The 13334-nt window shown below is 73.8% G+C and carries 12 protein-coding genes; 2 read left to right on the top strand and 10 right to left on the bottom strand.

The features are described from left to right. Positions 1 to 107 precede the first annotated feature (107 nt). The 6 genes from UIS43_RS20650 to UIS43_RS20625 form a co-directional block, all read right to left on the bottom strand. The gene (locus UIS43_RS20650) at positions 108 to 1268 is read right to left on the bottom strand and encodes an acetoin utilization protein AcuC (RefSeq protein ID WP_019610438.1); all 1161 of its coding nucleotides are present in this window, start codon (positions 1266 to 1268) and stop codon (positions 108 to 110) included. Positions 1269 to 1437: 169 nt separating this feature from the next. Further along, positions 1438 to 2976, bottom strand: a complete 1539-nt coding sequence (locus UIS43_RS20645) for a hypothetical protein (protein WP_041553385.1) — start codon at positions 2974 to 2976, stop codon at positions 1438 to 1440. Positions 2977 to 3734: 758 nt separating this feature from the next. Continuing rightward, positions 3735 to 4529: a pyrroline-5-carboxylate reductase gene (gene proC / locus UIS43_RS20640; protein ID WP_370011354.1), complete on the bottom strand. Its 795-nt coding sequence runs from the start codon at positions 4527 to 4529 to the stop codon at positions 3735 to 3737. A gap of 86 nt (positions 4530 to 4615) precedes the next feature. Continuing rightward, entirely contained in the window at positions 4616 to 5554 is a 939-nt protein-coding gene (locus tag UIS43_RS20635) for a sugar phosphate isomerase/epimerase (protein ID WP_013155990.1), read from the bottom strand. A 256-nt stretch (positions 5555 to 5810) separates the two neighbouring features. After that, positions 5811 to 6425, bottom strand: coding sequence for a C40 family peptidase (locus UIS43_RS20630; protein ID WP_013155989.1), 615 nt, complete (start codon positions 6423 to 6425; stop codon positions 5811 to 5813). Between the two features lie 229 nt (positions 6426 to 6654). Then, positions 6655 to 7569 (bottom strand): SGNH/GDSL hydrolase family protein, encoded by a 915-nt coding sequence (locus UIS43_RS20625; protein ID WP_013155988.1) that lies wholly within the window; start codon positions 7567 to 7569, stop codon positions 6655 to 6657. Between the two features lie 171 nt (positions 7570 to 7740). Between UIS43_RS20625 and radA the strand changes: the two genes are divergently transcribed. After that, positions 7741 to 9123, top strand: a complete 1383-nt coding sequence (gene radA, locus UIS43_RS20620; RefSeq protein WP_041553496.1) for a DNA repair protein RadA — start codon at positions 7741 to 7743, stop codon at positions 9121 to 9123. A 26-nt stretch (positions 9124 to 9149) separates the two neighbouring features. Here radA and UIS43_RS20615 read toward each other — a convergent pair whose 3' ends face one another. The 3 genes from UIS43_RS20615 to UIS43_RS20605 all read right to left on the bottom strand — a co-directional run bounded on the left by UIS43_RS20615 (position 9150) and on the right by UIS43_RS20605 (position 11385). Further along, positions 9150 to 9527 (bottom strand): SSI family serine proteinase inhibitor, encoded by a 378-nt coding sequence (locus UIS43_RS20615; RefSeq protein WP_013155986.1) that lies wholly within the window; start codon positions 9525 to 9527, stop codon positions 9150 to 9152. Positions 9528 to 9696: 169 nt separating this feature from the next. Further along, positions 9697 to 10413 carry a histidine phosphatase family protein gene (locus UIS43_RS20610; RefSeq protein WP_358169379.1) on the bottom strand — a complete coding sequence of 239 codons (717 nt, stop codon included), beginning with the start codon at positions 10411 to 10413 and terminating at the stop codon, positions 9697 to 9699. 273 nt (positions 10414 to 10686) lie between these two features. Next, a complete protein-coding gene (locus tag UIS43_RS20605; RefSeq protein ID WP_013155984.1) occupies positions 10687 to 11385 on the bottom strand; it encodes a hypothetical protein in 699 nt (232 codons plus the stop codon). 129 nt (positions 11386 to 11514) lie between these two features. Between UIS43_RS20605 and UIS43_RS20600 the strand changes: the two genes are divergently transcribed. Further along, entirely contained in the window at positions 11515 to 12390 is an 876-nt protein-coding gene (locus tag UIS43_RS20600) for an A/G-specific adenine glycosylase (protein WP_013155983.1), read from the top strand. Between the two features lie 129 nt (positions 12391 to 12519). Here the strand turns inward: UIS43_RS20600 and UIS43_RS20595 are convergent, their stop codons facing one another. Further along, positions 12520 to 13230: a DUF3105 domain-containing protein gene (locus UIS43_RS20595; protein ID WP_013155982.1), complete on the bottom strand. Its 711-nt coding sequence runs from the start codon at positions 13228 to 13230 to the stop codon at positions 12520 to 12522. Between the last annotated feature and the right edge of the window lie 104 nt (positions 13231 to 13334).

The following is a 13334-nucleotide window of genomic DNA, read 5'->3' as shown; positions in this document are numbered from 1 at the left end:
ACACCGGGGTGTTATGGGAGCCGTTCCGTGAGCCGCCCGGCGCCCCGTGAATCCCTGCCGGCACCGGACCGGCGGCCCGGACCGCGACGACGCGGAAGGGCCGCCCCCTACAGGCTCGGGTCGATCCCGTGGCTGGGGAAGACCGCGGTCCGGGTCGCGTGGATGGCCCGGTCCACCGGGTCGCCCGGGTCGTAGCCGTCCACGAAGTGGTCGAAGACGACCTCGCGCCCGTCGGTCATGTACAGCGGCGCCAGCTCCCCCGTGCGCTGGCGCACGAAGTCGCGCCAGCCCTGCGGGGTCTCGGTGTCGGGGTCGATGGGACGGCCCGCGGCCTCGCCCAGCAGGTGGGTCCAGGCGCGGGGGACGACGTGGACCAGCCCGTACCCGCCGCCGCCGAACAGCAGCCAGCGGCCGCCCGCCGTCTTGCGGGCCAGCTCGTGCAGCTCGGCGTAGGCCCGGCGCTGGCCGTCCACGCTCAGGGTGAGGTTGGCGAGCGGGTCCAGGGCGTGGGTGTCGCAGCCCTGCTGGGTCACCAGGATCTCGGGCTGGAACTCGTGCAGCAGCGGCGGCACGACGGCGTCGAAGGCGCGGTGCCAGCCGTTGTCGCCGGTGCCCGCGGGCAGGGCGACGTTGACCGCGTACCCCTCGGCGTCCGGGCCGCCGGTCTCGGAGGCCTGGCCGGTGCCGGGGAACAGGGTCGCCGGGGACTCGTGGAGGCTGATGGTGAGCACGCGCGGGTCGTTGTAGAAGGCGTTCTGGACGCCGTCGCCGTGGTGGACGTCCACGTCCACGTAGGCGACGCGCTTGGCCCCCTGCTCCAGCAGCCAGGCGATGGCCAGGGCGGGGTCGTTGTAGACGCAGAAGCCCCAGGCGTTGCCGCGCATGGCGTGGTGCAGGCCGCCCGCGATGTTGGCCGCGTGCGCGGTCTCCCCGCTCCAGACCGCCCGCGCGGCGGCCACGGACGCGCCGGAGATGAGCGCGGCGGCGTCGTGCATGTCCTTGAAGACGGGGTTGTCGGAGGTGCCCAGCATGTGGGCGTCGTCGGGCTCCAGCGTGCGGCCCGCGCGCTTGACCGCCTCGATGTAGGCGGGGTCGTGCACGAGGGACAGGAGTTCGTCCGAGGCGGGTTCGACGTCCAGGAGTCCGACCCCCGGCGCGTCCAGCACGCCGAGTTCGCGGCTGAGCGCCATGGTCAGCTCGACGCGTATCGGCGCCATCGGGTGCTGCGGACCGAAGTCGTAGGCCGTGAGTCCGTCGTCCCATGCCACCCGAAGCGAGCAGGACGTGCGCCCTCCCATGTGGTGACCCCCGTTTCAGGTGTGCGTGCTCCGAAGCACACAGTACGCACAACCGCACGCGTGGACGAACCCCGGGGTTGGCTGCCCGGTCCGGCACGGGGAGCGGCCCCCGTGCCGGACCGCGGCGTCCGGACCCCGGCTACTCGGTGACGAAGTAGCAGGACTCGTACAGGTCGCCGCCGGAGAGGTCGACGGTGCCGTGCAGGGGTGCCGCCCCGAAGAGCGAGTCCTTCGAGGTGAGCAGCACCCGGTACTCGCCCGGTTCGAGTTCGACGCGCATGACGTCGCCGTCGTCGAAGCAGGAGTTGCCCGAGGGCGGCGAGCTGTAGACCTCGCAGTCCTCGCACGCGGGGGTGATGATCTCCTCGTGGACGGCGTCCGGCCCGACGTAGAGGAACTGCATCTCGTACGGGGTGTTGTTGGTGATCTCCAGGACGCTCTTGTCACTGCCGGAGCTGCCGGTGGGGGCGGGCGCGAAGTCGACCTCGCCGAGCGAGGTCATGGCGTCCATCCTCTCCTCGATGCGCCCGGCGCCGATGTGGGTGACCATCCGCTCGACCTCGTCGGTCTCGTGGTCGGGGTACTCCGCCTCCAGGAGGGCGACCATCTCGTCGGCGGTGTCGAGCGATCCGCCGTCCACGCTGTCCCAGCCGCAGTTGAAGGCGGCGTCGGGGCGCTCGGTGGTGATGCGCTCGGCGACCTCGGGGACGGTGTCCCAGGCCAGGTCGGAGAACATGTCGATCTGGTCGAAGCCCGCGCACCAGTTCTCGGCGGCGTACTCGGCGGTGCCGGTGTCGTAGAGCTCGGTGAGGGCGGTGGGGACCTGGCCCGCGGCCTCGGTGCCCTCGTAGTCCGCCGGGATCACGGTGTAGATCTCGTGCGCCCGCCGCATGCTCTCGCGGTACCCGTCGGTGACCTCGCCGTCGAAGTCCTCCTCGGCCGAGGCCACCAGGTCGGCGGCGTAGGAGAGGTGGATGTCGGCGACCTCGCCGTCGGTGTCCTCCCAGCGGGCGGCGGGGTGCTCGAAGTAGGCGGCGTAGGAGTCCAGGGCCTGCGCGTACGCCTCTTCGGCCACGTCGGACTGGGCCAGGTCCAGGAGTGCGCAGGCCTCGGCGCCAGCGCGGGCGCGCGACATGAGCGACGGGGAGAAGGAGAGCTGGAAGAGGTCCTCCACGCTCCCGTAGGCGGCGACCGCCTCGGAGGTCGCGCACTCGCCGCGGGCGTGGGCCGCGTCGGCGACGCGCAGCCGCCACTCCCCCGCCTGCCACACGCCGGTGAGGGTCGCCATCAGGGCGAGCGCCAGTCCGGCGGCGGTGAGGAGGGGCAGCGCCCGCTTGGAGGGCTGTTCCCCCCCGCCGAGCAGGCGCTCGTCGCGGGCGCGCCCCGCGAACAGGCCGTGCACGGCCGCGGCGGCGAACCAGGCCACGAGGATCGACGCCCACAGGAGGAGGTTGTCGGCTGCGCCGAGGACGGCGGCGGTGACCAGCAGGCCGAGGGTGATGATGAGCGCGGCGGCGAAGAACGGCCACTGGCGCAGGTAGACGTACCCGGCTCCCATGCCCGAGGCGTTGAGCAGCGAGGTGCGCAGCGCGGACGGGGAGGAGAACAGGCCGAGCCTGGGCGGCCTCGGGGGCGGCGGCGGGCCGAACTGACCCGGAGGAGGCCCGCCGGGGGGCATGCCACCGGGAGGGGGCCCCATCGGCGGCGGACCGCCGGGGGGCATACCGCCGGGGGGAGGTCCCAGGGGAGGCGGGCCGCCCTGCGGCGTCCCGCCCGGGGGCGGCATCATGCCGGGCGGCCTGCCGCCGGGAGGAGGCCCCGTGAAGGGCATACCGCCCGGAGGCGGGCCGGGCGCACCGCCCGAGTACATCCCGCTCGCGGGTGTGCCCCCGCTGGGCGCGTCCCCGGCGGGCCTACCGCCGGTCGGCGCACCGCCGTGGAAGGCCCCTCCGGCCGGGTTGGCGCCGGTCGGACCGCCCTGGGCGGGGCCGCCCCCCGCGGGGTTGGCGCCGGTCGGGCCGGAAGGCGTGGGCCCCGGAGGCGGGAAGCCTCCGCCGGGCGGCTGGGAAGGGTCGGGCGGGGGAGGGGGAGAAGTCATGGAGGACCCTGGAATCAGGAGATGGGGGAGATCCCGCGCGTACGGGACCGAGGGGGCCGTGTACACCCTTCACCGAAGACACTACCCAGGTCCCCCGACATCGGACCCCCCAGGACGGGCCGCTTCCGGCCATCTTCCCGCGGCGGGGCGGGCCCGGGGCCTCCACCGGAACGGCGGCCCCGACCGGCCGGTGACGGCGGCCCGGCACCCGCGGGTGCCGGGCCGCCGTCACCGGTCCGCTCCACGACCCCCGAGGAGGCGCGGCGCCAGCCCGCGCTCCGTCCCGCCTCCGGGCGGAACGACCCCGACGGCACGCTTCACCCGGCCCCAGGGCCTCGTCAGCTTCCGGAGAGCGCGTTGCTGCGGTCCCTGGCCGCCTCGATGGCGTCGGTGAAGGCCGTGCGCACGCCGTGCCGCTCCAGCTCGCGCAGCGCGGCGGCGGTGGTGCCGCCCGGCGAGGTGACGGCCTCGCGCAGCACGACCGGGTGCTCGCCCGAGCCGTTGAGCATCGCGGCGGCGCCGGTGATGGTCTGGCCGACCAGCTTCTGCGCGGTGGCGCGCGGCATCCCCATCGCCACACCGGCCTCGATCATCGTCTCGGCGATGAAGTAGAAGTAGGCGGGGCCGCTGCCGGAGATGGCGGTGACGGTGTCCATGTGCTGCTCGCCCACGCGGATGACATCGCCGACCGTGCCCAGCAGCGCCTCGGCGCGGTCCAGGTGGGCCTCACCGGTGTGGGCGCCGCCCGCGATCGCGGTCATCCCCTGCCCCATCAGGGCGGGCGTGTTGGGCATCGCCCGGACGACGGGGGTCCCGGAGGGCAGGTGCTCCTCCAGCATGGCGGTGGTGATCCCGGCCGCGACGGAGATCACGAGGCAGGAGGAGGACAGGCGCGGCGCCAGGTCGTCCAGCAGCGCCACCATGTCCTGGGGCTTGAGCGCGAGCAGGAGGGTGTCGGCGCGCTTGGCGGCGTCCGCGGCCGGGACCACCTCGATCCCGTAGCGGGCGCGCAGCTCCCCGGCGTGCTCCTCGCGCGGCTCGGTGACGAGGACGTCCTCCGGCGCGTGGCCCGTGGCCAGCATTCCGGCGAGCAGAGCCTCGCCCATCTTCCCGGCACCGATGATGGCGATCATGAAGGTCCTTCCTGCGGATGCCCCCACGCTAACGGCACCGGTGACCCCGCGTGGACACCGGATCCCACTCCGTGGACACCCGGCCCTCACTCGGGGTCGACGGTGCCCTTGTCGTCCACGGTGCCGCCCTCGTCGACCGCGAAGCGGCGGGGCGGCGCCGAGGGGGCGCGGCGCAGCAGCGCGATGCGCTCGCGGCGGTCGCGCGGCCGGTCGCCGGGGCCCGCGGTGCGGGCGAAGTGCAGCCGGGTGAAGGCCAGGGCCTCGGCCAGCTCGCGCATGCGCGCCTGGCGGTCGGGGGCCTTGCGGGTGCTGACCTCAAGGACCAGCTGGCCCTCGAAGCCGTTCCCGGCCAGGTACTCCAGCAGCTCGCCCACCGGCTGGCGTCCGCGCCCGGGGATGAGGTGCTCGTCGAGGTTCTGGCCGCCGATGCCGTCGGCCACGTGGATGTGGGAGAGGCGGTCGCCCAGGCGCTTGGCCATGTCCATGGCGTCGGAGCCGGACATGGCGGTGTGCGACAGGTCGAGCGTGACGTCGGGGTAGTCGCGGTCGAGCGGGTTCCAGCTCGGCGCGTAGGGGACGACCTCGCGGTCGCGCACGCGCACCGGGTACATGTTCTCCACGGCGAAGACGACGTCGGTCTCGTCCTGCATGCGGGAGATACCGGTCTCGAACTCGCGGGCGTAGTCGCGCTGCCATCGGAAGGCGGGGTGCACCACGATCGTCTTGGCGCCCAGGGCCTCGGCCATCTCCTTGGAGCGGACGAGTTTGCCCCAGGGCTCCCTGCCCCACACCCGCTGGGTCAGGACCAGGCAGGGTGAGTGGACCGCGGTGACGGGGATCTGGTGGTAGTCCGAGAGGCGCCGTAGGAGGTCGATGTCCTGGCTTGCCGGATCGGAGGAGACGAGCACCTCCACGCCGTCGTACCCCAGCTTCGCGGCGATCTCGAAGGCGGCCGGGGTCTTCTCCGGGTAGACCGACGCCGACGACAGGACGACGGGCGCGTCTGGGACCTGGATAGGGCTCACGCCAACCAGAGTATGCGCTAACACCCCTCGTGTGCGTACCGCCCGCGTGAACGCGGCGTGCCGTTCTCCCCACGCCCTCCCCCACGGAGGGTGCGGGTCGCGGTCGCGCGGCGGTGGTGGGAGGGCCCGCGGGTGCACCCGCGGAGCCCTGGTTCGTGGTTGCCGACCGCCACGTCGTCGGGGCGGTCGGGCCCGGCCGGGTTCACTCCCCGGCGTGTGTGGGGGCCGTCAGCGCGCCGCGCGAGGCCCGCCCGTCTCACAGCCGTACGGCGCCTGCGAGACCGTGCTTGTGGACGTCCCGCTCGCGGACGTGGTCCCCCGAGTTCGGCGCGTCGATCATGCGCCCGCCACCGAGGTAGATGGCGACGTGGTAGGCGTATCCGCCGCTGTCGGCCCAGTACAGGATGTCGCCCCTGCGGGCGTTGGAGTAGGAGACCCGGGTCCCGGCGCCGACCTGGTCGTGGGCGATGCGGGGCAGGTCAACCCCGGCCTGCTTGTAGGCCCACTGGACGAGTCCCGAGCAGTCGAAGCCGTTGGGGCCGGTGCCTCCCCAGCGGTAAGGGGTGCCCTTCTTGGACTCGGCGGCGTCGATGGCGTCCTCCACCGTCGACCTGGACAGCGACATGTGGACGCGCCGGGGTCCGGCTGAGTCCTGCGCGGTGGGCGCGGCCTGCTGCGCCGGTCGCACCGGCTGCGGATGCTGGACCGGCTGGGCGAGCGCGGGCGCCGTACCGGCGGCCAGGGCGGCCGCGGTGAGCGCGGCGACGGCGAGCGCGCGCCCGCCGCGGCGCGGAGGAACGGGCGAGGCCTGCCGCCCCGGATCCGTGGGACGGCAGGCCTGCGTTTGCTCGTGGTGTCGCGGTATTCGCATGACGGTGGTTCTCCCGCTCTCGCTCGGAGCGTCGCGGCGCCCACGTCACTGTGACGCGGATCTCCCCGTCGCGACGCCCTCACCATTCGTCACACAGACCACGCGATATGTCACTCTCCGTAGCACGAACGGCCGCCAAAGACGGTAAAGAGTCCTTGACCTTCGGGGGACGAAAGCACTCAGGTCACCACTGAACGGACTCCCCTCCTCGGCGGCCGGTCACCCCGGGTTACGCGGCGTCGTCCACGGGCGCGGGGACCCCCAGCTCGGCTCCCACGAAGTCGGCCGTGGCCTGCATACCGAGGTAGTTCGGGTGCACCGGGGCCCCGTTCTCGGGGATCAGGCCCTCCACCCAGCGGGTGTCGGAGGACTGGCAGACGTCGTGGCCGCGCTCGAAGACGTCCACGTAGACCGCGCCCTGGGCCTCGGCCTCCTCGGCGATCATCGCGTTCAGCGCGGTCTGCGCCCGGTCCAGGAAGGGCACGTCGCCCCACGCGATGGGCGTGCTCGGCCAGCAGCCCCTGCTCTCGGGCAGGATCTGGAGGTAGCCCACGGCCAGGACCGTGGCGTCGGGGCTGCGCTCGGCGATGTCGGCGTAGACCCCCGCGACCTCCGGCCGCAGGTCCTCGATGCGCTGGTCGAGTTCGTCGCCGTAGTGCTCGGCGCACGGGTCGCCCAGCGGGTTGCTCAGACTCTGCTTGGCGCACTCCAGGAGCACCTCGGAGAAGCCGAAGTCGTTGCCCGCGATCCCGACCGTGACCAGGTCGGTCTCCGGCGTCAGGGCGTCGAGCTGGGGCGGCGTGTCGTCGAACTGCGGCTCGTAGAGGTCGTTGACGACCGCGCCCGAGCAGCTGGCGTCCGTGAAGTCGGTGACGCCCATCCGCTCGGCGAGCATCGTGGGGTAGTTGTTGGACGTGCGCAGGCAGCCCAGCAGCGGCATGCTGCTGCTGACCCTCTCCTCCCGGATGAGCGGTCCGGCGACGAAGGAGTCGCCGAGGGAGACGTAACTGTCGAAGGCGGGCGCCTGCGCGGTCTCGGCGGCGGCGGGCGCGGCGACCAGGGACGCGCTCAGCGCGGCGACGGCCACGGGAACCAGGGCACGGCGCGGGGATCGGGGCGCGGCGGTGGCGGATGTACGGGGCACGCGGGTTTCCTCTCCATGGAGCGGGGGCGTTGGAGCTGTCGGACCCTAGGAATTCTTTAACACGACCTACGGGATAAGGCGCCTAACTCGTAGGTAACTTTCATGTGTCTCCGAAAGGTCCCTTTACTCCTCTCGGCGGAGTTGTCCCAGGAAGCCGCTAGCGTGGCCACCATGGCGAAGGCAGCGAAGACCACGTTCCGGTGCGCGGAGTGCGGATGGAGCACCCTCAAGTGGGTGGGCCGCTGCGGCGAGTGCCAGGCCTGGGGCACGGTCGAGGAGGCGGGCGCCCCCGCGCCCTCCGCCGTCGCGCCCGCGCCCGTCACCTCCCGGGCCCGGCCCATCACCGAGATCAGCGTGGAGAGCGCCGAGGCCGTCCCCACCGGCGTCGACGAGCTCGACCGGGTCCTGGGCGGCGGCGCGGTCCCGGGCGGCGTGGTGCTGCTCGCCGGTGAGCCCGGCGTGGGCAAGTCCACCCTCCTGCTGGAGGTCGCCGCGATGCGCGCGGCCGAGGGCCCCGTGCTGTACGTGACCGGGGAGGAGTCGGCCGGGCAGGTGCGGCTGCGCGCCGAGCGGCTCGGCGCGCTCTCCGACAAGCTCTACCTGGCCGCCGAGACCTCCATCGCCGCCCTGGCCAGCCACGTGGACGCGGTCGGCCCCCGGCTGCTCATCGTGGACTCGGTGCAGACCATGGTCTCCCCCGACGCCAGCGGCGTCCCGGGCGGCGTCACCCAGATCCGCCAGGTGACCGGCGCGCTGATCCAGATCGCCAAGGAGCGGGGGATCGCCACCGTGCTCGTCGGACACGTCACCAAGGACGGGTCCATCGCCGGTCCGCGGATGCTGGAGCACCTGGTGGACGTGGTGCTGCACTTCGAGGGCGAGCGCCACTCCCAGCTGCGGCTGCTGCGCGCGGTCAAGAACCGCTACGGGCCCACCGACGAGATCGGCTGCTTCGAGCTGACCGAGTCCGGCATCGTCGGCCTGCCCGACCCGAGCGGGCTGTTCCTCACCGAGCGCACCGACCCGGTGCCGGGCACGTGCGTCACCGTCACCCTGGAGGGGCGGCGGCCGCTCATCACCGAGGTCCAGGCCCTGGTCGCGCCGACCCCGCTGCCCGCGCCGCGCCGGGCCACCTCGGGCCTGGACACCTCGCGGGTGAACATGATCCTGGCGGTGCTGGAGAAGCGCACGGGCATGAAGCTGGCCAACATGGACGTGTACGCCTCCACCGTGGGCGGTGTGAAGCTGACCGAGCCCGCCGTGGACCTGGCGCTGGCCATGGCGGCGGCCAGCTCCAACAACGACGTCGCGCTGCCCGTCGGCTTCATCGCGATCGGCGAGGTGGGCCTGGCGGGCGACGTGCGCACCGTGAGCGGCGTGCGGCGCCGGGTGGCGGAGGCGCAGCGGCTCGGCTTCACCGAGGCGGTCGTGCCCAAGCACTTCGGCGACCCGGTGCCGGGCATCCGCGTCCACGAGGTGGAGGAGCTGAGCGAGGCCCTGAGCCGGGTGGCCCGGCGGTCGCGGCGGGCCCGCGCCCCCCGTGACGGGGACTGAGCGCGGATCCCCTGCGAACCGGCGCGTCAGAAGTCGAAGACCACACCCTTCTCGCTCAGGAGTACGCACTCGTTGGAGAACTCCTCGCGGTAGTCCTCGGTGCCGTAGGCCACGGCGACCACCGGGTCGTAGATGAACGTGCAGGGCCGCTCCTGACCCTCGACCGCCGCCAGCGAACCGGCTTCGGCGATGGCCTCGCAGGCCTCGGCGGCTCTGGGGTGCGTGCCCGCGGCGACGGGGGAGCACACCAGGGTGACCTCACGCGTCTCGCCGGTGGTGAGGCCGTGGACGCGCAGGATGTAGCCGCTCTCACCGGTCTGCGCCGCCTCGGCGGCGTGCGCGGGCGCGGCGAGCGCCAGGGCGAGGACGGGAGCGGCGGCCAGGGCCGGGACGATGCGATTCACGACAGCCTCCAGGGACGTGCGGATTCCAGACAGCACGGATGGTAATCGAACCATTACGCGAAGCTGTCGCTTTTCCGCGAGGTCGCCGGAATTTCCCTGCGCCGGGGTTGCGGCCAGACCCGAATGCCGGGCGAAAAGCAGAGAATGCGCGGTTATGTCGGAATCCCCGTCACTCCCCCGCCGACACCCCCGACAGGTGCCCCACGGCTCCGTAGCCGTCGGGCCGCAGGTCTCCCCCGGCGTCGGCCGTCCAGCGGCTGACCGAGGCCGCCGCCGCGGGCTCCCGTCGGCTCGTCCGCCACACCTCGTCCTCCTCCAGGTCCTCCAGGATCCCCCGGAGCAGGACCACGACGGGCTCGTGGGCGAACAGCAGCACCCGCTCGCCCGGGTACTCCGCGCACAGGTCCCGCAGGAACGAGCGCAGCCGCAGCAGGACGTCGGCCAGGGACTCGCCGCGCTCGGGCCGGTGGTGCATCCGGTCGGCCAGGCGCCGGGGCGCCTCCTCGGGGTCGTACTCCTCGACCATGGCCGGGGTCATGAACGTGAAGGGGCCGCCGTCGTGGTCGCGCAGCCGCTCGTCCAGGTGCACGGGCAGGACCAGCCCGGCCGCCTCCAGCGCCAGTGCGGCGGTGCGGCGGGCGCGCAGGTAGGTGGAGGAGAACACGACGCCGGGCCGCCGGTCGCCGGGCAGGGACGCCAGCCAGCCCGAGCCCACGGCGCGGGCCTGGCGCACGCCCAGCGGGGTGAGGTCCACGTCGGCGTTGCGCGCGGGCAGGTCCGCCGCGTCCAGGCGCCCGCCGCCGCGCGCGGCGGCGGCCAGGGCGGCGTTGAACGCGCTCTGCCCGTGGCGGACGACCGTCAGTTCCGCCGGTCCGCGGTAGCGCATCGTCGCGTCCCGCCTCCCTCCGCCATGCCACCGTCGGCCCGGGCGGGGGCGGCGGGCGCCGCGACCGGGGCCGCGGTCCGTACGAGGAGGTCCTTCACGTGGGGACTCCTTAAGACGAGAGCGGGCACCCCCGGAGGAGCGCCCGCTTGGGAGCGCTCCCAACTGCGGAAAGAGTATCCTCAGACTCCCATGGCGTAAAGGGGTTCGCCGCACCGCGCAACCGCCACCGCGGGCCGGGGTGTGCGTCGCCCCCGGCCCGCGGTGCGCGGCGGCTCAGGCCTTGAGCTGGAAGGGGAGCTCGGGCTGGTCCCCGGCGTAGTCCCCGTGCAGGTTGGCCCGGTACCAGCCGGGCTGCGCCGAGGCTTCGGTGCCGCGGCAGTCCTCGAAGGAGCGCATCCGCTCCCAGGTGAACGTGTACTCGTGCGGGACGCCCCTGCTGATCTGGCGCTTCTCCGCGCTCTTGTTCTCCGCGCAGTCGGCGGTGGAGAAGATCCGGTCGTCGCCCGAGTGGATGCGGATCTCCATGGCCTCGCCGCCCACGTCCACGGTGCAGGTCTGTTCGGCGGTGTTGACCACGGTGATCTTGAAGCCCGGGTTGGCGCCGGCCCCGTAGACCTCCTGGTCCTCCTCCGCGTACTCGAAGGTCACCACGATGTCCTGCGGGCGGCAGGCGTCCTCGGGGCGCTCCGGAGCGGGCACCTCGCCGCCCTCCCCGCCCTCGGCGGAGCCGCCGTCGCCGGCCGCGGAGCCGCCGGAGTCCTCAGCGTCCTCGGAGGGGTCGGCGCTCTCCCGTGCCCCCTCGGAGGGATCGGCCTCGGGTTCCTCGCTCGCGTCCGCGGAGGGCTCGGTGGGTGAGACACTGGGGGAGGCCTCGATGCCCGCGTCCGAGCGGGTCGGCTCGCCGCTCTCCTCCCCGGAGGGACGGCAGGCGTACGCGATGAGCGCGAGCAACAACAGGGCCCCGGCCAGCACGAAGGCTCGCCGCTTCCAGTAGGTCTCGCGGCTGACGGCTCCTGGTTGTCCGGTACTTGACGCCATGCGCCGTAGTATTGCGGTTTTGCGTGTACCTCACCTACTCAACCCGCCGATTCCCAGTTAAAGATGAGCGATAACCCTTACAGCACCCCGGTTCTGGCGTGGTACGAGAGCCACGCCCGCGACCTCCCCTGGCGACGGCCCGACGCCTCACCGTGGTCGATCCTGGTCAGCGAGATCATGCTCCAGCAGACGCCCGTGGTGCGTGTCCTGCCCGCCTGGAACGCCTGGATGGAGCGCTGGCCCACCCCGGCCGACCTGGCACGGGAGCCCTCCGGTGAGGCTGTGCGCATGTGGAACCGGCTCGGCTACCCGCGCAGGGCGCTGCGCCTGCACGCGTGCGCGGTGGCGATCACCGAGGAACACGGCGGGCGGGTCCCCGAGGACCACGCCACCCTGCTGTCCCTGCCGGGCGTGGGCTCCTACACCGCGGCGGCGGTGGCGAGCTTCGCCTTCGGTCAGCGGCACGCCATTCTGGACACGAACGTTCGACGTGTCCTGGCGAGAGCCGAAACCGGGGTCCAGTACCCGCCGAAAACCCAGACGAAGGCGGAGACCGCCCTCGCCGAGTCCCTGCTGCCGTCCGCGCCCTCGGTGGCCGCCCGCTGGGGCGTGGCCGTCATGGAGCTGGGGGCGCTGGTGTGCACCGCGCGCACGCCCGCGTGCGCGGACTGCCCGATCGCCCACCAGTGCGCCTGGCGGCTCGCGGGCAAGCCCGCCTACGACGGTCCGCCCCGGCGCGGCCAGACCTACGCGGGCACCGACCGGCAGGTGCGCGGACGGCTGCTGGCGGTGCTGCGCGACTCCGCCCACCCGGTGCCCAAGGGCGCGCTGGACGTGGTCTGGGACGACCACGTCCAGCGCGAGCGGGCCCTGGACGCGCTGGTGTCCGACGGCCTGGTGGACCCCCTGGACGACGGCCGGTACGCCCTGCCGGGCTGAGCGCGCCCGGTCCGGGGAGGCCGGTCGCCGCGCGGCGACCGCGCGGGGCTCGGCCGCACGGCGCGGACGGAGCGCGGGCGCACCCCGACCCCGGCGCCGTCCCCGGTCCGCACGGCCGGGAGGGGCGTCTCAGGTCCGCGGGCCGGGGTGCCGCGCCGCGGCGGTCCCGGTCTCCCCCGCGGGGCCGGCCTCGGTGCCGGAGTGGCCGTCGCTGCACGGCGCGCCCGGCTCGGGGGTGTTCTCGCCCTGGACGAACTCCACGAGGTACTCCGCCAGGCGCGGGTCCTCGGGGTCCTCCAGCAGGATCTGGGAGCCCCAGGCCGACGCCACCACCGGGGCGGGCAGGCCCTCCACGGGGCTGACCACCAGGTAGTCGCCGGGCGAGTAGTACCCGGCCAGGGTCTGGACCTGCGCCTGGGAGAGCCCGGGGTCGTAGGCGATCCACACGGCGCCGTGCTCCTGGGCGTGCACGACGTACTCTGAGCGCAGGGGCTGGTCGTAGACGCCGCAGTTCTGCCAGATCGGGTAGTGCGGCCCGCCCGCGGGCGGGAACATCCCGTAGTCGACGGTCTCGCCCTCGTCCACGTGTTCGCTGGACAGGCCCTCGTAGTACCGCACCTCGCCGACGCCCTCCGCGGAGGTTCCGCCGCCACCGCCGGAGAACAGCCACACCGCGGCGATCCCGCCGCCCAGCATGAGGACGACGACCAAGGCCACGGCCCCGATGATCAGGCCGGTCCCGCCCTTCCTGCCCGGCTGGGGCTGGTGCGGGTACGGACCGGGCGGACCGTAGGGACTCTGGGGGCCGGGCGGACCGCCGTGGGGGCCCTGCGGCCCCATGGGCGGCGGCGCCGCGCCCGGGGGAGGCGGACCGCCGGGCGGGGGCTGGCCTCCGGGAGGCGGACCGCCGGGCGGAACCGCGCCGTGGTGTCCTGGGGGCGCCT

This window comes from Nocardiopsis sp. LDBS0036 (assembly GCF_041228755.1).
In the GTDB taxonomy this organism is placed as follows: domain Bacteria; phylum Actinomycetota; class Actinomycetes; order Streptosporangiales; family Streptosporangiaceae; genus Nocardiopsis; species Nocardiopsis dassonvillei.
Note: the sequence above shows the minus strand (reverse complement) of the source record. Positions and strands in the feature narration are given on the sequence as shown.

Bases quoted from the DNA above. Each gene is read 5' to 3' on its own strand.
- radA (WP_041553496.1), top strand. From the start codon at position 7,741: ATGGCGAAGGCAGCGAAGACCACGTTCCGGTGCGCGGAGTGCGGATGG.
- UIS43_RS20600 (WP_013155983.1), top strand. From the start codon at position 11,515: ATGAGCGATAACCCTTACAGCACCCCGGTTCTGGCGTGGTACGAGAGC.
- UIS43_RS20645 (WP_041553385.1), bottom strand. From the start codon at position 2,976: ATGCCCCCCGGCGGGCCTCCTCCGGGTCAGTTCGGCCCGCCGCCGCCC.
- UIS43_RS20595 (WP_013155982.1), bottom strand. From the start codon at position 13,230: ATGGGGCCGCAGGGCCCCCACGGCGGTCCGCCCGGCCCCCAGAGTCCC.
- UIS43_RS20630 (WP_013155989.1), bottom strand. From the start codon at position 6,425: ATGCGAATACCGCGACACCACGAGCAAACGCAGGCCTGCCGTCCCACG.
- proC (WP_370011354.1), bottom strand. From the start codon at position 4,529: ATGATCGCCATCATCGGTGCCGGGAAGATGGGCGAGGCTCTGCTCGCC.
- UIS43_RS20610 (WP_358169379.1), bottom strand. From the start codon at position 10,413: ATGCGCTACCGCGGACCGGCGGAACTGACGGTCGTCCGCCACGGGCAG.